Raw genomic sequence first — 25435 nt, 5'->3', positions numbered from 1 at the left:
TTTTAGCAACTTAGACAGTGGCTTTCGAACTTATATAAGCTTTAGTTACATTGGGAGTGTCACCATCCATTACAATTTCACCTTTTTTCAACCAAATCGTCCTTTCGCAGTATTTTTCAAGCAAATGCATATTATGTGATGTAAATACAATAATACTTCCTTTTTCAATTAATTCGTTCATCCTTTTTGCAGCTTTGTCCTCAAACTGCAAGTCACCAGCTCCCACGATTTCGTCAAGCAACAAGATTTCAGGGTCGATAGCCGTTGATACAGCAAATGCAAGGCGGGCAAACATACCTGAAGAATAGGTTTTAACCGGATAATTTAAAAATTCACCTAACTCGGTAAATTCTCCAATCACAGGTACTATCTCCGGTATTTTCTCATGATTTATTCCAAGTAACTGAGCCCTCAATGCAATATTTTCCCAACCAGTCATTTCAAATTCAACACCAGTCGCAAGTTCAAACATTGGGTTAACGTGCCCATTGATCTGGATTTTTCCTTTATGTGGTCGATAAATACCGGCCATCACTCGTAAAAGAGTGCTTTTCCCAGCACCATTTAATCCTAAAATGCCAACTCTTTCGCCTTCATTTATCTCGATCGAGATATTGTTCAAGGCCTTCACAACTTGTTTTTTTGGCCTATTGAAAAAATTAAATCGCTGCTTAGAAGCCGTCGCTTCCTTTGATGTTGTTTCAAACTCCACAGAAACATTTTCGAGAATAAGGGACTTTTTGGTCATAGTTTATAACTTATTTGTGGGCGCAAACATCGAGAGACGTATATTGCACCGGCAAGAAGAAGTAAAGTATATCCACCTAGGATAACGTAGTAATGAAAAGGCACTGCCTCGTAGCTCACCAATGGTCTTCTAACTACTTCTAACATATAAAAAAGAATATTGTACTCATACACCCATGAATGAGCAGCCGGTATTGCCTCTTTAACGTAAATCAATGGAGTGATAAAAAACAATGGCTGCATTAAACTACCTATCGCATGCGGTAAGTCTTTAATAATAAGAGTCAAATGAGCTACGATTACAATATGCAAAAAAGAGATTAGGAAAATCACCAGTAAACCGGGGATTGCCCAAAGCATATTGATAGAGAAGCCTCGATCTAATGCGATATAAGTAACAACCATCACAGGTATTAAGGCCAGAAAGTTTATTACATTACCAGTAAAGTTTCTCAGCAAATAAACATTTGATGGAAATGGAATTTGCTTTATATAACCTTCCGCGGCAAGGAACGCATTTCCCCCCTCAGCAAGTGTATTATTAAAAAAACCCCAAAGTGAAAACCCAACCATGACGTATGGCATAAAGTCGACAACATTTTGATTGAAAAACTTACCGTAGATAATGGCCGCACTAGCTGACCACACAAGCAAATGTATGATTACCCAGCTACCGCCAAAAAAAGAGCGTCTATAGCGCCCTTTAATATCTTGCTTTCCCCAAAAATACCATATGCGCCAATGCCCCAAAGAGTCTTTAAAATCCTTTAAAACATCAGCAGTACTATCTTTAAGCATTCAAGAAATCCTTAATTTTTTGGCAAACCAAACTTACATGTTCTCTCGTAATATTTAAGTGAATAGGAAGAGTAACAAGTTCATCACTTGCTTTTGCTGAGATTGGACATTTACCAGCTTGCTCACTATATAGTTGGTACTCAGAATTATCTACATAGTGGACCCCCGGATAAATATCATTTTCATTTAAGAAAACTAATAATTCGTCACGCCCTTGCAATCTTATTTGGAATAAATGCCTTGAAGATTCCTCTGCATTGGTATGCTTAACGATAGAGATGCCTGATACATTAGCCAACTCTTCTTCGTACCAAGAGGCGACTTGACGTCTATAAGCATTATCCTCTTCTAAATATTTCAACGAAACCAATGCCATTGACGCCATTATTGAATTACCATGCGCTTTATAGCCAAGCTCTTGTACATCATAACGCCATTTATATGCTCCTTGAGCTGCTGTGCGGGCAAAGGTATCTTTATTTATACCCAACCAAGTTAGTCGACGCACCAATTCATCGAATTTTTTCTCATGAAAGCAAATCATGCCTGAATCTGCAGTTGGTAGATTTTTTACTGCTTGATAACTAAATACTACGCAATCAGCTTCTTGACCTAATTGCATTCCTCGAAGTTTACTACCAGCTGCGTGAGCCGCATCTAGTATCAATCTTATTTGATGCTTTTTACACAGTTCAACAACTTCATCGTAACGGCCCGCATTACCACCAATTGCAACATACATTACCGCTACTGTTTTGTCGGTAATTTGCGCCTCAATAGCCTCTGGAGATAAACAAATGTTTTCGTCCACATCGGCAAACACTGGATTCAATCCAGCGTATAAAATTGCATGATTTGACGAAACAAAAGTTAATGGAGTTGTAATAACTTCAGCTTCTTCGCCCCAATTATCTTCTCGTTTAAAAACTTCGAGAGCTAAGTGAAGGCCAGCGGTTGCAGACGCTAAAAAGTGATTATATTCAAACCCAGTATATTTAGCCCACTCTTCTTCCATAACCTGAGTTTTAAACCCCATACCTGTCCAGCCTTTTTCTAGACACTCTCTGATTTGCTCTAGAGTCTCGTCAATGCGAAATTTAGGTTGAAGTACTTGAATAGCCATTTTTATTCCTTGAATTTAATATATCTTTTACATGCTGACGCAACGTCTCCTGCCAACGGTAGCGCTGCGAATAATTAATCGACTCTAAATAATCTGTACTAAGCACTGAATATTTAGGTCTGCTAGCTTTGAGCTTTAAACTTGAAGTATCAATTTTGTTTACTTTGTATGTTTTATTCGTAAACTGTGTTAACTGTTCACTAATTTCTTTAGCCATATCAAACCATGTGCCTGATCCAATATCAGTAAAATTAATCACCAGATTCTTGAGGAACTCTTTATCAATCGCCCATAAAACAAACTCAGCTAATGATACGGCACTCGTTGGCGATCCTATTTGATCGGCAACAACATATAATTCATTCTCTTGCTCTAGCTTGTTTAAAATAGCTTTTAAAAAGTTATTCCCAAACGGTGAATATAACCAAGCTGTGCGAATTATTATGTATTTTTCACAATTTTGTCGTACGTATTCGTCGCCTTTTGCCTTTGTTTTGCCATACATGTTTAATGGGCAGCAGTCATCAGTTTCAATATACGGCTTAGTCTTCTCACCATTAAAAACGTAGTCGGTGGAAATATGGTACAGCTTAGTTTTGAATAAATTGCATGTGTCAACAATGTTTTTTATACCCACAAAGTTAACTTTTTCAGCGTCTTCTACTTGTTCTTCAGCCAACTCTACATTTGTGTAACCCGCACAGTTAATCACAACATCAGGTTTTAGTGACAAAAATCTGGCCCTAACCGATTCTTTATCAGATATATCTAACTCTTCTTTTGACATGAATACCAATGATGGATTTCCAGAGCTAGATACTTGTAGTGAGCGAGCGAGTTGCCCACTTTTTCCGATAACTAATATTCTATTCATTTAAATTTTGGCGCTGAGTCAAAATCTAAACCATTGCTATCTTTGTCCGAAAGCTTTGGAGAACCACTTTCAGCTAAAGGCCATTCAATCGCAAGTATTGGGTCATTCCAATGCAATGAAACTTCAGCGCTTGGGTTGTATTCATCAGTACATTTATAAACAAATTCAGCTTCATCACTTGTGACTAAAAATCCATGAGCAAACCCCTCAGGCACCCAAAGTTGTCGCTTATTTTCAGCAGACAAGTAAACACCAACCCACTGACCAAAAGTAACGGAGTGTTGTCGCATATCAACCGCAACATCAAAAACTTCTCCTTGAGTTACGCGAACGAGCTTACCTTGTGTATTTTCTGTCTGATAATGTAGACCACGTAAAATTCCGCGCGTTGATTTACTGTGATTATCTTGGATAAAAACACGCTCACAACACTCGCGGTTAAAAGTCTCTTGACGAAACGTCTCCATAAAAAAGCCACGCTCATCACCAAATACTTTAGGCTCGATTATTTTTACATCTGGTATTTTTGTATCAATAAACTTCATAATTAAAATACTTTTTCAGTCAATAAACCCAATAGATATTCACCATAGCCACTTTTTCTCAAAGGTTGAGCAATACCTCTAAGTTGTTCCGATGATATCCACTGATTGCGAAATGCTATTTCTTCAGGGCAGTTAACTTTAAGTCCCTGACGTTTCTCAACTGTTGCAATAAATTGTGCAGCTGCCAGCAAGTCATCATGTGTTCCTGTGTCAAGCCATGCTGTACCTCTACCCATGATTTGCACTTTAAGTTCATCACGTTGAAGGTATTGTTCAATTACATCTGTTATTTCTAACTCACCGCGCTCTGAAGGTTTAACATTTTTAGCAAATTCAACAACTCTATTATCGAAGAAGTAAAGACCGGGCACAGCATAATTCGACTTTGGCTTTTTCGGCTTTTCTTCGATAGAGGTCACAACACCTTGGGCATCAAAGTCTACAACACCATACGCGCAGGGGTTAGAAACGTGATAACCAAAAACAGTACCTCCTCGTTCTTGGCTCGCTGCACCTTGTAAGGTGCCTGTGAGATCATGACCATAAAACAGATTGTCGCCCAAAATCAATGCAGCTGCACTGCCAGCTAAAAAGTCTTCAGCAATAATAAAGGCTTGCGCTAAACCATCTGGACTTGGTTGCATTGCATAAGAAATATCAACACCGAAGTTACTACCATTGCCTAATAAATCTTTGAAACGATGTACTTCTTCTGGGGTAGTAATAAGTAAAATTTCTTTAATGCCAGCTTGCATCAACGTTGCAAGTGGGTAATAAATCATTGGTTTATCATATACTGGCATTAGCTGTTTACTAACCACTTTTGTAAGGGGGTAAAGGCGTGTACCAGAACCACCAGCTAGTATAATCCCTTTTCTATTCGCCATGACCAAGCCTCTCCATTTTATAACTTCCATCAAGGACTGATTGCCACCACTCCTTATTTTCTAAATACCATAAGACTGTCTTTCTTATACCTGACTCAAATGTCTCCTCAGGTAACCAGTTAAGTTCTTTTTCTATTTTAGATGCATCTATAGCATATCGAACATCATGGCCTGGCCTATCTTTTACGTATGTAACGAGATCTATATAACTCTCTACGCCTGCAGGTTTATTAGGTACCAACTCTTCTAAAATACTACATATAGTAGTTACTACATCAATATTGGCCTTTTCATTATGTCCGCCAATATTATATGTTTCACCAGTTTTACCTTCTGTAACAACCTGTACTAGTGCCTTTGCATGGTCTTCTACATACAGCCAATCTCTAATTTGCTGCCCATCCCCATATATTGGCAATGGTTTTCCATCTAAGGCATTCAAAATCATAAGTGGTATTAGCTTTTCTGGGAAATGGTATGGGCCGTAATTATTAGAGCAATTTGTTACGATCGTCGGCAAACCAAAGGTTCTTTGCCAAGCTCTGACTAGGTGATCACTTGAAGCTTTACTTGCAGAATAAGGACTACTTGGTGAATATGAGGTTTCTTCTGTGAATAAATCATTTGTTCCCTCTAAATCGCCGTAAACCTCATCAGTTGAAATATGGTGGAATCGAAACTTTTCTTTTCTGCAAGGTTCAAGTTCAGCCCAATACCTTTTGACACATTCTAGTAGATTATATGTACCCACTATATTTGTTTGAATAAACTCTGACGGGCCATCAATTGATCTATCAACATGGCTTTCCGCTGCTAGATGCATTATAAAATCGGGCCGATACTCACTTAATATCCTAGAAACAGCACTCGAATCACAAATATTTGCGTGTTCAAACACATATCTTTCATTATCAGCAACAGTCTCTAACGAATCTAAGTTTCCCGCATAGGTAAGTTTATCTAAGTTAATAACTTTGTGATTAGTATGATTTATTAAGAAGCGCACCACTGCTGAGCCGATAAATCCTGCTCCACCAGTTACAAGAAAAGTTTTCATTATATTCCTTTTGCTAAGGAGTATTAGCTGTAATATCCATTAACTAAAATTCAAACAAGATTTTACATGAACTTATCTATACTGCAAGGCTTGAAACTTGGCAATTCAGTGTATATAGCATTTCGTTTCAACTAGCGGAACCAACATGCATTCATGCCAGAAAAGGATTGTTTTATTGTATCTAAATAATATCTTAAGTTAGCATTTTTCGGAAAAGGTTCAATATTTGTATATCTGGATATTTTATATGTGAGATATAATGTTAGTAATTTATTACTAATTACTTATTTTATGCTATTACCGGTTATTCTTGCTGGCGGTTCGGGTTCTCGATTATGGCCAATTTCAAGGCAAAACTTCCCTAAACAATTTCACAAATTAACGGAGGAGTTAACAATGTTTCAGCAAACTTTGAGGCGCCTTGAAGGGTTAAAGCACCAGCCTTCTTTGATTATATGTAATGAAGAGCATCGATTTATTGCAGCAGAACAAATTCGCCAATTAGGTATTAATCACAATGGAATATTTTTAGAACCTGTTGGCAGAAATACCGCACCAGCAATTGCGATTGCCGCTTTGAAAGCAATTGAAAACAATCAAGATCCTGTTCTACTGGTGTTAGCCGCAGATCATGTAATTAATGACGTTGCTGCATTTCAACAAAGTGTGAATTTAGCCGCAGAGTTAGCAAGTAACGATAAGCTGGTCACTTTTGGGATTGTTGGCGATCAGCCACATACTGGTTATGGCTATATTAATCGCGGTGAGCAGTTAAGCAATCACACCGCCTATAAAATAAACAAATTTGTTGAAAAACCTGATTTAGCCACGGCGCAAGAGTATATTGCATCGGAGCAATATTATTGGAACAGCGGCATGTTTATGTTTAAAGCCAGTCGCTATTTAACTGAGCTAAAAAGCCATCGCCCTGATATTTACCAAGCCTGTGCTCACGCTATGCAAAATCAAAACAACGATTTGGACTTTATTCGCGTTGATAAAGCGGCATTTGAGTCTTGCCCTGATGAGTCTATTGATTATGCGGTCATGGAAAAAACACAAGACGCTGCAGTTGTCCCTTTAAATGCGGGCTGGAACGATGTCGGCGGCTTTTCTGCATTATGGGAAGAATTAGAGAAAGATCACAATGGCAATGCATGCAATGGTGATATTAAAACGGTTGAAACTGAGAACTCGCTAATTTTTAGTGACAGCAAGTTAGTAACAACGATAGGCGTTCGCGATTTAGTGGTGGTAAACACCAAAGATGCAGTGTTAGTAGCCCACAAAGATAAATCGCAAAAAGTAAAAGATATTGTTAACCAACTAGCCGCAGAGCAACGCAGTGAAACAAATGTTCACCGTGAAGTTTATCGACCTTGGGGGAAATATGACGCAATTGACGCCGGAGAGCGCTTTCAAGTAAAGCGGATCACGGTAAAGCCCGGCGCGAAACTGTCGGTGCAAATGCACCATCATCGTGCTGAGCATTGGATAATTGTGTCGGGTAAAGCAAAAGTGCAAATCGGTGATAACACTCAATTGGTCACTGAAAATGAATCAGTTTATATTCCAATTGCAACTGTACATGCGCTGGAAAACCCCGGTAAAGTAAATTTAGAACTGATCGAAGTTCAGTCAGGCTCTTACCTTGGTGAAGACGATATTATTCGCTTTGAAGACAGATACGGCAGAGTAGAAGGCAAATAACTTGGCTTTTTCATCTTCAATTATTACACGCTCAGACATAGAGTTTGGCACCTCTGGAGCACGCGGATTAGTAAGCGATTTTACACCTGATGTATGCGCTGCATTCGCGCTGGCCTTTTGTGCAGCAAGAAGGCGAGATAACCACAATGGCATTAGCGATTGATAACCGCCCAAGTAGTTATCAAATGGCACAAACGATTAGCGCTGGACTTGCTCAAATAAATATCGCCACCAAATTTTAAGGGGTGATCCCAACACCCGCTTTGGCATATCACGCAATACAGCACAATATGCCATGCATTATGGTCACCGGCAGCCATATTCCATTTGCTCGTAACGGGCTAAAGTTTTACAAGGCGCAAGTGGAAATTACTAAAGCCGATGAAGTGGCAATTTTAGCCGCCAACTTCCCGCTATCAGCAATCACTACCTTGCCCGAATTGAATGTTTTGCCAGATGCTAAAGACGCGTACATTCGTCGCAACACTGAAATTGGCAAACAAGATGCGTTAGTTGGCAAGCGCATTGGCATTTACGAGCATTCAAGTGCTGGCCGCGACCTTTACGCAAGCATTTTTACGCAACTTGGCGCCGAGGTTATCTCCCTCGGTCGCAGTGATGCGTTTGTTCCGATTGATACCGAAGCGGTCGCAGAGGAAGACAAAGCAAAAGCGCGCGCTTGGGTGAAAGAATACAAATTAGATGCGCTATTTTCCACCGATGGCGATAGGCCTCTTCTTTCTGATGAATTTGGCGAGTGGCTGAGAGGCGATATATTAGGTTTATTATGTTCAAAAATTTTAGGCATCGAAGCATTATCTACTCCGGTGAGCTGTAATACTGCAATCGAACAGAGCAACCTTTTTAAACACATTGAACGTACAAAGATTGGATCACCATACGTTATTTCAGAATTCGACGGCTTACTTCGTACAGTTAACTCTGTTGCAGGCTTTGAAGCAAACGGCGGATATTTATTAGCCAGCAAAATAAAGCTAAATGGTAAAATAATTCAACCATTACCTACACGAGATGCGATATTGCCCGCGATTACCTTATTAAGCCAATTAAATCAGCAATCAATTTCTGAACAAGTTAAGTTATTACCACAACGCTATACAGCGAGTGATCGAATTAAAGACTTTGCACGAGATAAAAGCCTATCACTAATTGCTAACATTAATAAAGAGCCTGAAGCTTGGTTACTAAAGTTAGATTTGCCTTTTAAACTTGCAAAAGTAAATGACACTGACGGCTTTAGAATGACGTTCACAGATGGCGAGGTTGTGCACCTTCGTCCATCTGGTAACGCGCCTGAATTACGATGCTATGCTGAAAGTAATAGCCAAATCAAAGCAGAACAGCTTGTAAAAGCAACGTTATCGGCCATTCAGAACTTATAAAGTTTTAAGGGTTATTGAGTTTTCAGTAACTCTTTTTCCTATTCATTTTGCCGTGCTTGTCGTATTTGATTAAAGAGTTTTTTTGCCCCTGCGTTATTCGGTTCAACTTTTATTACCTGAGTCGTATAAAACTCAGCTTCATCAAACTTACCTTGCTTGGCCAAAGAAACCGCAAGACCAAGCATAACCTTTGCAGTAATTGGCTTAAAATTCAACGCTCTTTTAAACGCCACTTCAGACTTTTCAAGCTGGTTCTGCTCTAGATGCATAATACCTAAATTAACTAAAACACCACGTTTTAAAAATGGACGTTTTATTTTATTGATCAGTGACTCTCCTAACTCTTCTGCCTCTTCATATTTTTTATAGCCAATCAACATTGCTAACATATTTACGGCTTGAGTATTAGTTAGATTTTCGGCATCAATCGATAAACTGTGTTTTAAAAGCGGAAGCGCTTTATCAATTTCTTCAATCTCAAAATAGGCATCCGCTAAATTATTTAAAACTCTGGGGTTATCAGGACCATATTTTAATTCATGCTTATAAAACGTAATCGGGTCTCTCCACTGCTCATTGCGTTGGTATGTAAGTAATGAAAAAGCTCCGACAACAAATACCGAGCAAACAAAAAACAGGTAAATTTTACGCTTGTCAGAACTACAATGCTCTAACAGTAAAGAACTAAGCCCCATCAAAGCTATAATCAAGCCAACATTAGGTAAATAAGTTCTATGCTCAACTGCCATATCCTGTATAGGAATGATGCTAGATTCAACAAGCATCGTAGAATAATAAAAGAGTACTCCAAAACATATCAAAGAATAGCGTTTCGAAAATAGCAATGCGCTGCTAATAACTATTAAATGTGCCAATAATGCGATATAAGATTGCGTATTGCTAAATGAATGCTGATCGTACAAATACTCTAGCCTGAGTGGTACTGGGTAGAAAAATTTAGCAATATAAATCCATAAAACATTCGCTTGCGCGAAAAAATACTCTATACGAGAGTACGATTTTGTCTCAGTTGTTAAGTCATCTAACACACTCAAAGTTTCAGGAGTGAGTAAATAGGTACCAGCAAGGATAAGAAATGGCGCTAACAATATTGAAACAATTTGATTGTTCGACAATTTCCTAAAAAGAACAACCTCAGTTAAAAACAGCACTATTGGTAATGTAAACGCATTTTGTTTCGTAAATATTGCCAACAAAGCCGAAATAACTAAAGTACAAAACCACACTACCAATCTAACTTTAGATTTTACAATTCTACAGTGAACATATGCGATAACTGAAACAAGATAAAATAACGCGGTAAGCGATGCCGAGCGTTGCACGATATAAGTAACTGCTTGGGTATGTAAGGGGTGAGAAATAAAGACAAGAGCTGCTAGCAACGGTAGCCATTTTTCCGAGATATCAAGCACACCTCCTCTTTCAGGGCGGAACTTAAATAATAATGCGCAAATCCAATAGACTAATAAACCATTTATAAAGTGGATAACAATATTTGTAATATGAAAACTTGTAACATCTCCCCCACCATACTGATAATTTAAAGCAAACGTCCAATATCCCACAAAACGTAGTTTGTAAGCTTGATAAATATCGCTTAGCGCGCCTGTATGAATGACGCTACTTTCAACAATCGATGTTTCATCATCAAAGTAAAATGGTACATCAAGGGTATTGCCGTATAAAACGACAGTTAGAAATGAGATTAAGAATAGAGCTAATAGTTTTTTATTTTGCAATAACGTCACAAGCTTCCTTTTGGACTAATTTAGTTACGAAATAAGACTGTATAATAGTAGCTAGAAATAATTAGATAAAAAAGGCTTCCCATCTATTTGAAAAGCCTTTGGATAATTACTTTAATAACGCAGTTATAATTCGTTCACACCCTTTTCCATCACCATAGGGGTTATGGGCAAAGCTCATTTGGTTATATGCATCTTTAGAATCTATCAACTCTGAAACTGAATTCACGATAAGTTCTACATCTGTGCCAACAAGCTTTACAGTACCTGCTTCAACCGCTTCTGGGCGCTCAGTGGTTTCGCGCATAACTAACACTGGCTTGCCTAGCGATGGCGCTTCTTCTTGAATACCACCTGAGTCAGTTAAAATAATATGTGCGTTATCCATAAGATAAACAAACGGTAAGTATTCTTGCGGCTCAATTAACATTACATTTGTATGTTCTGCTAAAAAACGATTTACCGGTTCTTGTACATTCGGATTTAAATGCACTGGGTATACAAAGTTGTGCTCAGGGTATTTGTCCGCAAGTGTTGCTATCGCTTGGCAAATACGTTCAAAACCACCGCCGAAACTTTCACGGCGATGACCCGTGATTAACACATAAGGTTTAGAGTTAAAAGCGGAGAATTTGGCATCAAATTCGGCTTTGATATTCTCATCTGTAAGCACATCATTTTTAATTTGCAATAATGCATCAATTACCGTGTTACCTGTCACGACAATACTTTCAGGTTTAACATGTTCACGAAGTAAGTTATTTGCAGACCCCTCAGTTGGTGCAAAGTGCTTTTCTGCAATAACCCCTGTAATTGTGCGATTTGCCTCTTCAGGCCAAGGGCTATACAAGTTACCTGTGCGTAAACCCGCTTCTACGTGACCTACTTTTGTTTGTTGATAAAACGCAGCTAACGATGTTGCCAAAGTCGTTGTCGTATCACCATGAACTAATACCCAGTCCGGTTTAAATTCAGAAATAACAGGTTTTAAACCAAGTAATATCTTACTGGTAATATCAGTAAGGTCTTGCCCCGGCTTCATAATATTTAAATCATAATCAGGCGTAATTTTAAACAGCTCAAGCACTTGATCAAGCATTTCACGGTGTTGCGCTGTTACACACACTTTGCTTTCAATTTTCGGTTCGTTTTCAAGAGCTTTAACTAATGGCGCCATTTTTATCGCTTCAGGGCGTGTACCAAATACGGTTAATACTTTCATAAAAATAACTTACACAATACCACGACTATCAATAACCACTTTCGCGGCCCACTTTTCAGCATCTACACCTTTAAATTCTGAGTGATCAACTAAGATAGCCATAACCTTTGCTTCTTCAAAAGCTTGCTCTACTGAAACGAGCTTAGCTGTAGTTCCTTCAAACGCTTTTGGTAAAGCGTCAATATTCGGCTCTACTACTAACACTTCAAGGCCATCTTGCTTAGCCAACTTAAGGGCAATATCAAGTGCTGGGCTTTCACGCAAGTCATCAATATCAGCCTTAAACGCCAAACCAAAACAAGCTACCACAGGGCGTTTAAATTCATCTGCTTCTTTAATAATTTGATTAAAAACGTATTCAGGCTTAGCATCGTTTACTAAACGTGCCTGCTTGATTAGCTTCGCTTCTTCTGGCGCAGAACTCACAATAAACCAAGGATCAACTGCAATACAGTGACCGCCTACACCAGGGCCTGGATTTAAAATATTTACACGCGGGTGACGATTAGCAAGCTTGATTAATTCCCACACATTAATATCTAACTTGTCACAAATAAGCGAAAGCTCGTTTGCAAATGCAATATTGACATCACGGAATGAGTTTTCAGTTAGTTTTGCCATTTCAGCAGTGCGTGCATTAGTGATTAAACACTCACCTTTGACAAATGTTTTATAAAGAGCAACTGCTCTTTCAGAACACGCGGGCGACATACCACCAATTACACGATCATTCTCAACGAGCTCGCGAAGTACATGACCCGGTAAAACACGCTCAGGACAATGGGCAATGTTAATATCAGGGTTACTTGCGTTTTGCTGCGGGAAAGACAAATCAGGACGTGCTTCAGCCAACCATTTAGCCATTTCTTCAGTCGCACCAACTGGTGAAGTTGATTCAAGAATAACTAAATTACCCTTTTCTAATACTGGCGCAATGGTTTTAGCGGCTGATTCAATATACGAAAGATCCGCTTTATAATCATCTTTAAAAGGCGTTGGTACTGCCACCATAAATGCATCCGCTTTTTCGGCGGTTAAAGTGGCTTTTAAATTACCGCTATTTACAACAGAACGTACAACAATATCTAAGTCAGGCTCAACGATATGAACATTACCTTCGTTAATTGTTTTAACAGCATGTTCGCTCACATCTAAACCGATAACTTGTAAACCACGCGAAGCAATGACTGCTGCAGTTGGCAAACCAATATAACCTAAACCAACCACCGATATTGTTTTAAATTCCACTATAACTAATCCTGTAAAAATAATGAGGAGAGTTTACACGATTCTTCGTAGCGAATAAAACAGTGGTAGCAAGTGATATTGGATTTGTTGAAAAAAAGTTTTTATGGAAGAATAAAAACGACTTAAATAATAAACTAAATCAAGGATGGTTTATGAAAGCTTGGTTATTGATACTTCTTTTCTATTGCCTCAATACCTTTGCAAACTCATCTATCAATATTGAGCACACAGCTTCAATTATTGATGATGGTTCTATTGCTAAAGGTATCGCTGGTTTTGATGACGTAATTGCGCTAAAAAACAATTTAGTGATAGCTCATAACATCGCTACATCTTCTCTTTTTCTTGTCCACAGAAATAACAACCAATGGCAAGTCAAAGAACAAATACCAGGACTTTTTGACTACTATGAGGCTGCAAAATTACAAAAATTCACTAATGATAAAGTGGGTATAATCGCGCGAAATGGAATCTTTCACACCTTTTCTTACGATGGTAATAATCAATTAAAAACTGAGCAATTTAACCTAAGCACTCTGATTTCTGACAACGCTAACTCACCAATATCTGTCGCTGACTTTCGTATTACACAAAGTCATATCTATTTGCTATCAATGCGTGGCACCTTAATTGATAAACTCTACATTTTTTCGATAGTTCCAAACACCCTCAACATTTCAGCAGTGCTTGATTGGAAAATTCCAATTGAATACGGTTTTGTTTCTAACTTAGCCGTTGTTAACAACAATGTATGGCTTGCCGCTGATAATGCTCTTGTTGAGCTTACCTTTATAGATAATCAAGTTTCGCAAAAGCAGTTCTTTGCGCTAAATGACGATGAGCAAGCCCACAAAATTACTGCTACAGAAAACTTAGTTTTGGCATCAAGAATAAAAAATTATAACCAATCAGGCTATTTTTATATTGATTTAAAGGCAAACACCCCTGAACTGTTACGTAATGACAACCCTCAATTCAATAACCCTAATCAAAATGACTTTATTGGTTTCACTCACTTATACAATAGTGACTTTCTTGCGGTTTATTACAACGCACTAATTCACATTGATTTTAGCGATATTCATTCACCACTATCGACTACCGTTTACAAAACACCTGAAAGTAAATTTAGCAACATATCATTTGATGATGACCGAATTTACGCAGCTGAAATGAAACAGGGTTTTAGTGTCTACACACCAGACTCACTCGAAACGGGCCCAATTGAAACCATTGATTTTCCGAGTACCACATTTAGAAATATTAACATTGCCGGAAACCATGTGTTTTTGAATAAAGTGTCACCATCCGAAAACAATTCGCTCGTTGTTAATTTAAGTGAACTCACAAATTTGAATGAGTCACAAAAAGATACTCTTGAAGGTCTAACACCGCAATATCAATCAAATAGCTGTGTTGCAATGGATGACAAGCACTACTATTCAATTGAAAGTCAAAGTATTAATGTTACAAGCATCAATAACCTTTCGAATTCCGCAAGCTACCCCTTTCTCTTCACTGACGCTGTACAATTCGGACATCAAAATCATAATACATGCTTAATTACAGATGATTTTCTTGTGGTTGTTGATTGGCGAAGTCGAGTGACTTTTTTCGAACTTTCACAATTTGATTTAAGTAAAGAAACAACTTATTCAGCTAGCAAGCTTATTTTCCTGCCTAGTGAGCAAATTACATTACTTGCATTTAGCGGGGAATATTTAGTTGCGGCATCTCGTCGAGGAACCGTTTTTGTTTTAACTAGAGGTTCAGACCGCTGGCAAGCGTATAATGAATTAGACCTATCTGGCTATCACGCAGCAACTAACGACTTTTTCGTTCTTAATGATATTGATATTTATGACAAAAAGTTACTGCTAACTGATAATGGACATGGCAATGTTTTAATTTTCTCGCTAACGGATAACTTTAAATATGAAGGCTATTTATCAGGCAAAACGTTTAACGAACAAAGTACATCTGCCCTCAGTACAACAACATGGAAAGATTACATAATCATTTCTGGATACAAAGGATTTTCAATTCATAAAAAGATCGATAGTGGATTTGATAAAGTAAAAGAGATTACCTTTAGTACATCTGTATTGGATATAATGAGTGCTGAAGATACCCTATTTGGCATTGATGATTCATCATCGTTACAAGTATTTAAACTATCGGAAGCTGATGACAATGATGCTGACGGTCTAACAAATAGAGAAGACCTTGATGATGATAATGATCGCTTTATTGATATTCGTGATGCTTTCCCACTAGATGCATCAGAACATACCGATACCGACAACGATGGCATTGGTAATAATGCCGATACTGATGATGATAATGACGGTGTTACCGATGATAATGATGCTTTCCCACTAGATGCATCAGAACATACCGATACCGACAACGATGGTATTGGTAATAATGCCGATACTGATGATGATAACGACAGTGTTACCGATGATAATGATGCTTTCCCGTTAGATGTGACAAAATGGCAGGACGAGCCGCAAAATAATGCTGAAAAAAGCTCATCGGGCTCTATGTTAATATTCTTGTTTGTTTTGTTGCTGCTTACTCTAACTCGCCAACAAAATCTAAAGTTCAAATAGCAATTAACAATAAATGGCTTGCTGAATATACCAAAGTAATACTCAGCAAGCTTTTATTTAAAACCAACGCCTACAAATACAAGCTGAACCCCACCTCTTCAGCTTTTGCTTTTAAATAAGCTCTCGTTTGTTCCTCTAGCGGGTTCGCTGAAATAGATAAATACTCTAACGCAGGTAAACCATCAATGTTGATCTCTTGGATTTCATTAGATCGGAGGTGTAACCGACTTAAAGAAGGCAAGTTAAAATTGATTAATTCTGAGATACCTGAGCTACTTAAATCCAACACCTCTAGCTCTTGTTGATTCCCAATAACTTGTTGAACATTAAACCCTAATTCAATCTGGTTTTCTCTAATAGCAAGTAGTTTAAAATCACTACTTTCTGGTAAAACAAGGTCATTTATACTGTTTTTTGCAATTTTAAGTTTATTCAATGTATTAATACCACCAACATCTAAACTGGAGATGGAATTACTCTCTAAAGTTAACTCTTTCAATTGCTCAAACAGATTAAAGTCGATATCACTTACCCCTGTAACGCTATCCAAGCTCAATGCTTCTAATTCATTTAATGCAACCAACTGATTAACTTCGTTAGCATCTAAATTTATTCCTTGGCGTAATTCTAAACTGTTCAGATTCGTTTGATTGCTAAAATCGAGGTCGGTTAACAAGCTTCCCCCTAAAGTAAGCTCATTTAAGTTCTTTTGATGTGTTAAACCAATTGAAGCAAGTCTACTCGAAACAACTGATAAGCTAGTTAAGTGCTTTTGATTAACCAAATTAAGCTCTTGAATTGGAGCAAATAGTTTCAGTTCAGTTAAAAGCTTTAACTCTGAAAGGTCAATATATGTCAGTTTAGACATTTCTAGAGATAAATTTGTCAACGACTTCAAATTCGAAAGATCAAATTCCTCAAATTCAGCCTCAGTCTCAAAATACATACCGTGTACCAAATAATAACCAGGGTTAATTGATAACTTGTTCAGCATAGTTAATTGCGAAAAATCCAAATCTTTAATACCTAGTCCTGACAAGGCAAGTGATTTCAGAAGGTGTATTTGCGGCAAATAAATTTCAATATCTTTACTTCTGTTTTTAGTGTTAACCAACTCTAATGAATTCATCTGCGCATTTGTATCAAAGGTCACTTTTTCAATATTTGTTACAGATATTTCCACGTTTTTTAAAGCAAGCAACCCTGTTAAGTCCAAAGACGTTATGTAATCAAAACCACTGCCTAAAAAATGTAATGTTTCAAGTGAATCTAAGTTATGTAAATTGACACTTAGGTCGTGTAAAGTTGCTGAGAGAATTAAAGTTTTTAATTGGGGTAAATTTGAGATCTCTGGGTGCTTATTTTCATTATACCAATTACGAGTAAACTCTATATATTCCAGCGCACTATCACTTGCAAAAATAAAATCAGTCACCATAGAGTTTTCTAAAATCAACTCTTTTAATGAACTCACGCCAGATAAATCAAGCTGTCTTAAATACCAGTTATTACCAATGCTCAATCGCTTTAATTTGGATTCTGTGGGGAAAGTGATATCACTTATGGTATTTTCATTTAGTGAAAGCGTTTCTAGTTTAGAAAGTGCGCTCAAGTTAATACTAGAAAGGGCGTTTTCATCAAGATTAAGCGCCTTTAAATTAGTAAACTCATTAAGCTCATCGGTAAGCTTTATGCGAGGCTCACCATCGTGCCTTTTATTACTGCAATCAAGGTTAGTTATTTCAAAAGCATAATACCAATTATTCACTTCAGCATTTTTCATTACGCAAGATTTGAAGTTAGCATCTAAAAAATCCATCGCGTATAAGTTCTGACTATTAGGAATCACTAACAGCTCTAAACGTTGTGATGCACTATTACCGGCACTATCTGTTACAGTTAATTCAAATAGAAAACGCGTGGACGCAGTCTCATTCAGGTAAGGTAGTTCAACCGTTGGCGAGTTTGTTGTTTCTCCTGAAAAGCTTACTTGCCCTTCAAGCAATACCCACAAATAGCTTAAAGTGTCCTTTTCAGGGTCATCAACTGTAGCTGATAACGTAACACTGGTTGCCTCTTCTGCCGACATTGAGCTAGGCATGGTAATAACAGGTGCTAAGTTTACTTCATCAAGTTTTCTGTCTTTGTCGCTCGAACATGCAGCCACAAGCGACAGCAATAAAAACATAAAGAGTATTCGCATTTTCCTTCCTTGGTATTATTTTTAGTTGGTATTTTTATCCAGCAGATATAAAGCTGCGAGTTTCTTTGCTGAAACAACATTTAAGTGGTTTGAGTCGCGATAAACAGGTATACCGGATATTACTGTTTTACAGCTTCCTTGCTCACAAATCAATCTATTGATATCTATCACTTTAACATTTGAGTAACGGCTTAATAGCTCATTTACAGATTTGGAAACTTCAAACTGTTCTACATTGGGCTGAAATACACACTCTGGATTTTCAACATCTTTACCAAACTTTAACGCTTTTAATGAACAAGCACTTATATCTTGTGGTAAGCGCGCCAATGTATCAAACACAACAACTTGCTTGTTGGTGTTTGATAACTTATCCAATGTATTGGTTAATCCTTTAAGTACTAACTCAAGGCGCTCTTTAGAAAACGCTTTTTTACTGCCTGCCAACGAATAACCATACCAAGATCCCGCTAAGTAAATAACTGGCGCATCTGATGACTCAATAAGCTCTATAGCTCCTTGGTTTTTTAAAATGCACGCTTCACTTATAAACTTTGGCGTATGCTCAAAATAAAGCACAGGCGGACAACTACCCATAGTAATGTCCATACCTTTTTGTTTATTACTTAGCAGCACTTCGTCAACAAAAGGTGCAAAATGATTTGCATGAGAGTCTCCCCATAAAATTGCATTTAACTTTGTAGCATTGTTGTCGCCTAAAACACACTCTTGCTCACTTTGAATATGTGCAGAGTGGCACTTACCACGCAATTCATTTGGTTTAGATCGGTGCGCCTTTTCAGCTTCAACAAATTGAGGATTTGCATTATTACTTATTGAAGGAGCTACATAATACAGCCCTAGCAGTAGCGCTACAGGCAAGATGTAAATTGCAAGCATGGCTTTGTTACTATTCGCGAGCTTACTATACCTAACTTTTGTTTCTACAAATCTGTAGCTAATGAAAGCCATTAAGAATGAAGAGGCGATAATTGCCAGCTGCACTAATAGGGTAAACTCTATTCCTATATACTTTAAGCCTGCCACAATTGGCCAATGCCAAAGGTAAAGTGAATAGGAAATCAAACCGATTTTAACAAATACTGGCAAGCCTAAAACGCTGTGAGAAAGACATTTTGTATTAGTTCCGGCATACAAAATAGCAACACATGCCAAGCAAGGAATAAGCGCAATAAGACCAGGGAAAACTTGCTTTGACTCCAACAACAAAGCCACAGCAATTATCGCAATAATGCTTATTACAAAAAGCGTATTGGCAAACCATAAGGCTGGCTTATGTTCGGGCTTTTTAAATAAAAAGACAGCCAGCATAGCACCCAATAAAAGCTCATGAATTCGCGCAAATAATAGAAAATATGCAGCACTTTGATTTAAGTTTGTTAAATAGTAACTAACAAAAACACTCAGCAAGAAAAAACAACCAAAAACAAACATAGCTGCTTTTTGTTTAAATACTCTTACCCAAAGCAATAAAAATACAGGCATCAGTAAATAAAATTGCTCCTCTACCGCAAGAGACCAAGTATGTAACAGTGGCAATTCAGTAACCAGTGTTGAAAAATACCCACCATGATGAAAAAAGAAGTAGAAATTAGAGGCAAAAATAGTGGATGCAAAGCCACTTGCGAGTAAGTCCTGATATGCCAAAGGTCCTAAAATAAAGTAAAAAACACATAATGCGATAATGAGCATAAATAAGTATGCCGGTAACAGACGAAATGCGCGTTTTTTATAGAAACCTAAAAAGGTAAAGCTTTCTCTATTGATGTCCTTCAATAAAATAGACGTAATAAGAAAACCAGAAATCGTAAAAAAAACGTCTACACCAATAAAGCCAGCTTGAAACAACAACCAGTCAATATGGAAAAATAAAACAAGTAATACAGCAATAGCTCTTAGGCCATCTATATCAGCACGGTAATGTTTCATAGTTTAGAAATGAACCTTTAAAGCACGTTGAATCGAGCTTGTTGTTTAGAGAAGTTATATTTTTTACTGTTAAGCTCGAAAGCCAAATAATCAGCATTTTTTTCTAATACTTGAAAGCTTTGGAAAGCATCTTCACTAATAAAAATATTTAATTTAAAGTAGGTGTTTGATGTAGACTCACACACTTTAACAGGCGCAGCCGTTGCGTCATTGTATTTTCTTGTTACCCATCCTAATTTAGGAATACCATTACGGTCATATTGCCCCTCAACAACCTCACACAGTTCATTATTGCCATAGCTCAAATTAAGATATTTTTTGCCGTTGTCTAGCACTATCTCAGAGGTATCTTGATTTAATAATCTCAATTTGGAACTTGCTGGAAAATGCCAATATTCCTTAAACAAGTTAGATGAACTATTGGCACTTGCTAAATCTACAACAATAATGGCATTTTCACTTTCCTTCGGAAGCAATACAGCTCTAGTGTGTAAAGCAGAATTACGCGAAGGTTGGGTTCCTGAGAACTGAAGAAATTCATTTTTATCTTCATAAAAATGAAGCTCTGCATCCACCTCATTTTGCTCAAAGCCATTGATAGTAACAATATTGTGAGCTGATGCATTCCAGAAGTATTGTCGCCCTTTACCGGTATAGTTATAGGGCCCACCGGAGTCTACTAATAATTTATGACCATCTAACATACCTACTAAGTTCATATTATCAAAATGACCATGTACTACACGTTTTGGGCCTGCATCAAAAAATACTTTCGTAAACTTCTCATTAGAGCTATCTGACTTTGCAATAACAAGCCTCTCTTGTGGAGAAACCCTTAAATCGCTTAGCGCCTTTTGACCATAAACTAAAAACTGTTCAAACTCATCAATCGGAACATTTAAAATTTCATAATATCGTTTAACAAAGTACTCCCAATACTTATCCGAGTACGAATCGCCGATAGCCGGTATTTCTCCATTATTATATAAAAAGTACATGCCGTGAGTTACAGCATTGATTAGTGTTTTTTCTAATACGGCAGGAACCTCAATATCTAAGCTTTTAAATTGAGCCATAGCCTCAAGCAACATAGAAACACCAACATAATGATACTCTGGTGATTGCTCAATATTTTGACCACTTATGCTATCAAACATGTAACCTGATGCTTTTTCAACTCGTAACGCTGCCTTTTCTAAAACGTGTTCAAGCTCTGGTTTATAAGGAAAAACCGCATATAGGTTAAGCGCTGATTTTGCCTGTATTAATCCATGGTTATCATCATCATACTGAGGATCTGCAACATAGACAGACAGCATTCGAATATCTTTCGAGATTAACTCTTCAAGAGCTGTTATCGCTGGTTGTGATAGGTGTTGTCTAAGGTTCAAATAGATATATAGCAAATGGTTAACCCTCAACGACACCGCATCTTCACGGTAAGAGAGCTCATTCGTCAAATCATGTTCAGCTGAAAAACGTTTGTTATAACTAATTATATGTTTTTCGATTAGATCTAAATAATGTTGCTCAGTAGTTTGTAAATATAGTTCTCCGTATGAAGTTAACCAACCTAAGCTATTAAAGAACATCACCCAACTAATGTTATTAAATGGGTTTTCTTGCCAATTTAATTGCTCAGGCACATGCCACTCACCAAGATTTAACCAATAAAAGTCAATACTATTTCTTGATGCTGCATCTAATGACTTTTCATTTTTAAAAAGGCTTCTTTGCGGCCAGTTTAATTGAGCCATTCTGGGGCGTGAATAATACAGGTAGTTTTCTGTTACTTTAGACTCTATATATACAGGGAAATTAACGTTAACCTCACCCGATTGCTTCCTAATAAAATCATGATTTTCAGGGAATTTAAAAGTTAACTTTAAAGTAGTTTTATTTTCACCATGGGTAATATCTAGCAGCGATGACATTATTTCGTGATCCAAATAAAACTTAACATTTTCTTCAGATAAATCATAAACAATTGAGTCAAATGTGATATCTAATGATAAATCTTCACCAGCAACAAAGTGCTTGCTGCTTAAAAAGCTCGATTCTACACCTGCTTTTTGGACTTCAATATTAACTGTTGCTGAATGTATTATTCCAAATTCAACAATTTGATACCTAAAAGTATCTATACCAATAAAGTTTTGTGCTGGCTTATAGAGAACTTTATTGCTAGTTAGGCTAATTTCTCCTCCTTTCTCGGTAAGGTTTGTAGCAAGGCTAAGCTGAGAGTTTGGAGTAATGCCCGTATCATTTGAAAATATGGGAAGTTGCACGGCAGTATTAATTTTAATCTGGAAATTATCATCAGTTAAAATTAAGTCGCTCTCCACTCTATCCTCATCAGAACAGGACAGAATGAAAAAACAAATAAAAAATAAAAAATAATGCTTCATAGCCTTCAACACTCAACCTAAGCAGTTTTAAATAAACGAACAATAAAAAACCACAATATCATAAGGATAGCTGAAAAAGAAATAGAGTCTGCTAGCGTTGATGCATAGGAATTAGATTGATTTATTTGCCAAAAGGTATAATTACGCGCGTCTGTTGAATGTAATTTAGATAACACTTCAAGGTATTCTTTTTTATCACTGATAAATAGTTTTATTTCTTGTCCATATGCATCTATGTCAAGCTTAGAGATATTATCAAGCTGCTTTGCAATATCCTGCTTATAAGTAACGTCGAGTGTTTTGTTAAAAGCATCCAGTAAACACTCACCTTTTCCGGCAAACGGTCCACTGAATGTAATAACAGAAAACTTATAAATTATATGTCGTCTTACTCCTGAATATTTTGCTAACGGAACAGACTCATCTTCGATTTCAATTCCACATGAATGAGCTATTGAAGAAAGAAAGTTATTATTATTCAGTCTTGAAAGTGCTTTGTACTCTCTATCTTCTTTCTTCGATAAAGCCCCTGATAATTTAACACCTTTGTCTCGACCAATATCTTTTAAGATCTCGTAGTCGACACTTATATTTGGCTCATAAAGCAGATACGTTTCTGTCGCATCCTTTTTAAATACGTCAAAATACTCTGTAGTAAATACCGTTATACAGACTACTAATAAATAGCCAGTTAACTTAAAAAACATCATTTCGTTAACTTAGGCCTAATTACCAAGTAGAGCAATGCTAAAAGACCATAGACAAAAGTAAATATAATTAGAATCAAGGCGCGCTTTGGCGAGTGCTTATTTTCCGCAATAATTGGTAAGTCAATTGGTTCAAACACATAATGCTCTTTTGTTTTTGCTAGAAGAAGTCTTTTTGTTTGCTCTTGAACCAACTCATACAATAACCCTCTCATTTCTGCATAGTTAGTTTTCGTTATCGCCTCTCTAAGCAAATCAATTGACACATTCGCTTCTTTGATTTCCTTATTCTGTAGCATGTCATTTATTTCATTGATGACAATATTTACGACTTTTTGTGCCACATATGGAGAAACATGAATATAACCAATTTTCACAATATTCGTTTTCTCATCCCAGCTAACACTTAAGTTAGAGCGAAACTCTTCATATAACTCAAAATCACTTGGAATAAGAGTTTTAGGCGCTTTTACTTTTCTAACCCACTTTTTATTTTGAACATCATAAATTTCACTATCTATCTCAAGTTTTAACGAAATAGGATCCCAAGATTTCGCAGCAAAAACTTCAACATCTAGTTCATGTTTATCAATAATTTTATAAATAAATGTTTTTGATTTAATAACCTCTAAAGCGAGCTGAAGATTATCTCGCTTTCCGCCACCAAGGTTTAAACCAGCCATACTCGCAAGCCCACCGAGAGAGCCTCCTAGAGAGCCTAGAGATGAACTTTGCATATCTTCAGCAGGTGCATATGTTCCCTTTGCTTGATATTTATTTGGTATTGAAAGCAAAACAAAAACCATGCCCACCACAATCAAAATATAAATAATTGAAATAGTAAGAAACTCTTTAAGACCAATGAAGTTACTAAGCTTTTTAAACAAACTAATTTCCCTCTACTCTTTCAGCACGAAGGCCGAGATATACTATTGCAGCCATAACGATAGGTACCTGTGAACCTAACAATACATGACCTGCAATAAATGCATGTAATATTAAAAATGAAACCAATAATAGTGTTATGGCGGTTAAAAGTGACTTATAGTTTATTAAGTTTTTCGCTATTTTAATCCAAACATAAGTAATAATAAGTGAATAAAAAATAGTGAATACAATGCCACACAAACCTAGTAGATCATGAAAATCTTTTTCTACATTTTTTTCATATGGCTTATTATAACCCAGCTTAACGCGTAAATGATGCTCTTCCCCTACAGCATAATAATACTGATAACCTTGACCAAATAAAAAGTCTAACGTTGACCGCGATTCTTTCGCGAGTTCTGCGGCTAATTCTAAATGCGCTCTTGGGCTTACTCCTTCAAGAAGTTCTATAATACGTGCAGAGTGATAGGCTATATCATCAGCATACTTAATTGCTAAAGACACAACTGCAGAAATAACTAAAACAGTCACCGTCGAAATAATAATCTTAATTAGCAAATTCAATAAGCTTTTAGACTTACTATGGAACAGAAAAACAAAAACACCTGCCATTAAAATAAGGGAACCAACGAGCAAACTCGTTCTACTTGCAATAAAAACTAACGAAATAAAGCAGATAAAACAGGTGAATAGTTCGATTAGCTTAAAAGAGATTATCGCTCTATACCATGCGACAGCAGAAGCTAACAGAATACAAATACCAATATCATTACCTGAAATAAAAACACCTTTAAAACCAAAAGTGTATTCACCGTAGGACTCATAGCCTATACCTAAAAAATAACAAACAATAATAGAACTTGCAGCAATTAACCCATAGAGAGAAACAGCATGAGTGACTTTATCAAAGGTACTTGAATCTTCCTTTTCAATAAAAATGAGATAAACAAAAAAAGGTAAAAGTAAAAATAATAACGGTTTCAGATTTGCAGAAATAGGTATTCCATTTTGACTAGCAAACCAATAAAGAAATAAAACCAAATAAAACGAAATAATTAGTAAGACGAGCTTGGTTAGCGCTTGCTTTGATTTAAAGAGTATAAATAAACCAAAAGCAACTAACGAAAACCTTGTAAAAGCACCAAAAGGTAAACCCAAACCAAGAACAATTTCAAATAATCCCGTCAAAATATCTGCAAATAAAGGACCGAGAATTAATAAGTAAGGTAAATATGGAGTGACCCACTTTTTGACCAGTCTGTCGTTTTGTTGGAAATAAATCAC

General features: G+C 36.9%; 18 protein-coding genes and 1 pseudogene. 3 read left to right on the top strand and 16 right to left on the bottom strand.

The features are described from left to right. Window positions 1-10: 10 nt before the first annotated feature. From ACHSBP_RS21300 to rfbB, 7 genes are read right to left on the bottom strand one after another with little or no spacing between them, the layout of a single operon-like run. Entirely contained in the window at window positions 11-748 is a 738-nt protein-coding gene (locus tag ACHSBP_RS21300) for an ABC transporter ATP-binding protein (RefSeq protein ID WP_395390360.1), read from the bottom strand. Beyond that, on the bottom strand, window positions 745-1545 hold the full coding sequence (locus ACHSBP_RS21295) for an ABC transporter permease (RefSeq protein WP_395390359.1): 801 nt from the start codon (window positions 1543-1545) through the stop codon (window positions 745-747). Before ACHSBP_RS21295 ends, ACHSBP_RS21300 begins: the two co-directional genes overlap by 4 nt. Beyond that, window positions 1538-2668, bottom strand: coding sequence for a DegT/DnrJ/EryC1/StrS family aminotransferase (locus tag ACHSBP_RS21290; protein ID WP_395390358.1), 1131 nt, complete (start codon window positions 2666-2668; stop codon window positions 1538-1540). The genes ACHSBP_RS21295 and ACHSBP_RS21290 overlap by 8 nt, the downstream gene beginning before the upstream one ends. Then, window positions 2643-3542 carry a dTDP-4-dehydrorhamnose reductase gene (gene rfbD, locus ACHSBP_RS21285; protein ID WP_395390357.1) on the bottom strand — a complete coding sequence of 300 codons (900 nt, stop codon included), beginning with the start codon at window positions 3540-3542 and terminating at the stop codon, window positions 2643-2645. Before rfbD ends, ACHSBP_RS21290 begins: the two co-directional genes overlap by 26 nt. Then, window positions 3539-4087, bottom strand: a complete 549-nt coding sequence (rfbC, locus tag ACHSBP_RS21280) for a dTDP-4-dehydrorhamnose 3,5-epimerase (protein ID WP_395390356.1) — start codon at window positions 4085-4087, stop codon at window positions 3539-3541. The genes rfbD and rfbC overlap by 4 nt, the downstream gene beginning before the upstream one ends. A 2-nt stretch (window positions 4088-4089) precedes the next feature. After that, on the bottom strand, window positions 4090-4974 hold the full coding sequence (rfbA, locus tag ACHSBP_RS21275) for a glucose-1-phosphate thymidylyltransferase RfbA (protein WP_395390355.1): 885 nt from the start codon (window positions 4972-4974) through the stop codon (window positions 4090-4092). After that, complete coding sequence (gene rfbB / locus ACHSBP_RS21270) at window positions 4964-6031, bottom strand: dTDP-glucose 4,6-dehydratase (RefSeq protein WP_395390354.1); 1068 nt, start codon at window positions 6029-6031, stop codon at window positions 4964-4966. Before rfbB ends, rfbA begins: the two co-directional genes overlap by 11 nt. Window positions 6032-6322: 291 nt before the next feature. On the opposite strand from rfbB, the gene ACHSBP_RS21265 reads away from it, so the two are divergent. Both ACHSBP_RS21265 and ACHSBP_RS21260 read left to right on the top strand, forming a co-directional pair. Continuing rightward, on the top strand, window positions 6323-7741 hold the full coding sequence (locus tag ACHSBP_RS21265; RefSeq protein WP_395390417.1) for a mannose-1-phosphate guanylyltransferase/mannose-6-phosphate isomerase: 1419 nt from the start codon (window positions 6323-6325) through the stop codon (window positions 7739-7741). 1 nt (window position 7742) lies between these two features. After that, window positions 7743-9144 (top strand): annotated as a pseudogene (locus ACHSBP_RS21260) (phosphomannomutase). A 38-nt stretch (window positions 9145-9182) separates the two neighbouring features. Here the strand turns inward: ACHSBP_RS21260 and ACHSBP_RS21255 are convergent. From ACHSBP_RS21255 to wecC, 3 genes are all read right to left on the bottom strand, one after another. Further along, on the bottom strand, window positions 9183-10913 hold the full coding sequence (locus ACHSBP_RS21255) for a hypothetical protein (protein ID WP_395390353.1): 1731 nt from the start codon (window positions 10911-10913) through the stop codon (window positions 9183-9185). A 106-nt stretch (window positions 10914-11019) separates the two neighbouring features. Continuing rightward, complete coding sequence (gene wecB, locus ACHSBP_RS21250; RefSeq protein WP_395390352.1) at window positions 11020-12132, bottom strand: non-hydrolyzing UDP-N-acetylglucosamine 2-epimerase; 1113 nt, start codon at window positions 12130-12132, stop codon at window positions 11020-11022. Between the two features lie 9 nt (window positions 12133-12141). Beyond that, on the bottom strand, window positions 12142-13380 hold the full coding sequence (gene wecC, locus ACHSBP_RS21245) for a UDP-N-acetyl-D-mannosamine dehydrogenase (RefSeq protein WP_395390351.1): 1239 nt from the start codon (window positions 13378-13380) through the stop codon (window positions 12142-12144). Window positions 13381-13532: 152 nt separating this feature from the next. Here wecC and ACHSBP_RS21240 point away from each other — a divergent pair, with 152 nt between their 5' ends. Then, entirely contained in the window at window positions 13533-15995 is a 2463-nt protein-coding gene (locus ACHSBP_RS21240) for a hypothetical protein (protein ID WP_148665220.1), read from the top strand. A 70-nt stretch (window positions 15996-16065) separates the two neighbouring features. On the opposite strand, the gene ACHSBP_RS21235 is transcribed toward ACHSBP_RS21240, so the two are convergent. The 6 genes from ACHSBP_RS21235 to ACHSBP_RS21210 are packed head-to-tail and all read right to left on the bottom strand — an operon-like array spanning window position 16066 to window position 25435. Further along, entirely contained in the window at window positions 16066-18183 is a 2118-nt protein-coding gene (locus tag ACHSBP_RS21235; RefSeq protein ID WP_010561126.1) for an Ig-like domain-containing protein, read from the bottom strand. Window positions 18184-18219: 36 nt separating this feature from the next. Then, on the bottom strand, window positions 18220-20148 hold the full coding sequence (locus ACHSBP_RS21230) for an acyltransferase family protein (RefSeq protein WP_395390350.1): 1929 nt from the start codon (window positions 20146-20148) through the stop codon (window positions 18220-18222). A gap of 17 nt (window positions 20149-20165) precedes the next feature. Continuing rightward, complete coding sequence (locus ACHSBP_RS21225; RefSeq protein ID WP_395390349.1) at window positions 20166-22556, bottom strand: heparinase II/III family protein; 2391 nt, start codon at window positions 22554-22556, stop codon at window positions 20166-20168. A gap of 17 nt (window positions 22557-22573) precedes the next feature. Continuing rightward, on the bottom strand, window positions 22574-23266 hold the full coding sequence (locus tag ACHSBP_RS21220; RefSeq protein ID WP_010561129.1) for a hypothetical protein: 693 nt from the start codon (window positions 23264-23266) through the stop codon (window positions 22574-22576). After that, on the bottom strand, window positions 23263-24150 hold the full coding sequence (locus ACHSBP_RS21215; RefSeq protein ID WP_010561130.1) for a lipopolysaccharide biosynthesis protein: 888 nt from the start codon (window positions 24148-24150) through the stop codon (window positions 23263-23265). Before ACHSBP_RS21215 ends, ACHSBP_RS21220 begins: the two co-directional genes overlap by 4 nt. 1 nt (window position 24151) lies before the next feature. After that, a complete protein-coding gene (locus tag ACHSBP_RS21210; protein WP_010561131.1) occupies window positions 24152-25435 on the bottom strand; it encodes an O-antigen ligase family protein in 1284 nt (427 codons plus the stop codon).

Source organism: Pseudoalteromonas sp. XMcav1-K (assembly GCF_044005875.1).
Taxonomy (GTDB): Bacteria; Pseudomonadota; Gammaproteobacteria; order Enterobacterales; family Alteromonadaceae; genus Pseudoalteromonas; species Pseudoalteromonas spongiae.
Note: the sequence above shows the minus strand (reverse complement) of the source record. Positions and strands in the feature narration are given on the sequence as shown.

Excerpts from the sequence above, each read along its gene's own strand:
- rfbB (WP_395390354.1), bottom strand. The coding sequence starts at position 6,031 with ATGAAAACTTTTCTTGTAACTGGTGGAGCAGGATTTATCGGCTCAGCA.
- ACHSBP_RS21290 (WP_395390358.1), bottom strand. The coding sequence starts at position 2,668 with ATGGCTATTCAAGTACTTCAACCTAAATTTCGCATTGACGAGACTCTA.
- rfbC (WP_395390356.1), bottom strand. The coding sequence starts at position 4,087 with ATGAAGTTTATTGATACAAAAATACCAGATGTAAAAATAATCGAGCCT.
- ACHSBP_RS21225 (WP_395390349.1), bottom strand. The coding sequence starts at position 22,556 with ATGAAGCATTATTTTTTATTTTTTATTTGTTTTTTCATTCTGTCCTGT.
- ACHSBP_RS21300 (WP_395390360.1), bottom strand. The coding sequence starts at position 748 with ATGACCAAAAAGTCCCTTATTCTCGAAAATGTTTCTGTGGAGTTTGAA.
- ACHSBP_RS21230 (WP_395390350.1), bottom strand. The coding sequence starts at position 20,148 with ATGAAACATTACCGTGCTGATATAGATGGCCTAAGAGCTATTGCTGTA.
- ACHSBP_RS21295 (WP_395390359.1), bottom strand. The coding sequence starts at position 1,545 with ATGCTTAAAGATAGTACTGCTGATGTTTTAAAGGATTTTAAAGACTCT.
- ACHSBP_RS21240 (WP_148665220.1), top strand. The coding sequence starts at position 13,533 with ATGAAAGCTTGGTTATTGATACTTCTTTTCTATTGCCTCAATACCTTT.
- ACHSBP_RS21220 (WP_010561129.1), bottom strand. The coding sequence starts at position 23,266 with ATGATGTTTTTTAAGTTAACTGGCTATTTATTAGTAGTCTGTATAACG.
- rfbA (WP_395390355.1), bottom strand. The coding sequence starts at position 4,974 with ATGGCGAATAGAAAAGGGATTATACTAGCTGGTGGTTCTGGTACACGC.
- ACHSBP_RS21235 (WP_010561126.1), bottom strand. The coding sequence starts at position 18,183 with ATGTTTTTATTGCTGTCGCTTGTGGCTGCATGTTCGAGCGACAAAGAC.
- wecB (WP_395390352.1), bottom strand. The coding sequence starts at position 12,132 with ATGAAAGTATTAACCGTATTTGGTACACGCCCTGAAGCGATAAAAATG.
- ACHSBP_RS21265 (WP_395390417.1), top strand. The coding sequence starts at position 6,323 with ATGCTATTACCGGTTATTCTTGCTGGCGGTTCGGGTTCTCGATTATGG.
- rfbD (WP_395390357.1), bottom strand. The coding sequence starts at position 3,542 with ATGAATAGAATATTAGTTATCGGAAAAAGTGGGCAACTCGCTCGCTCA.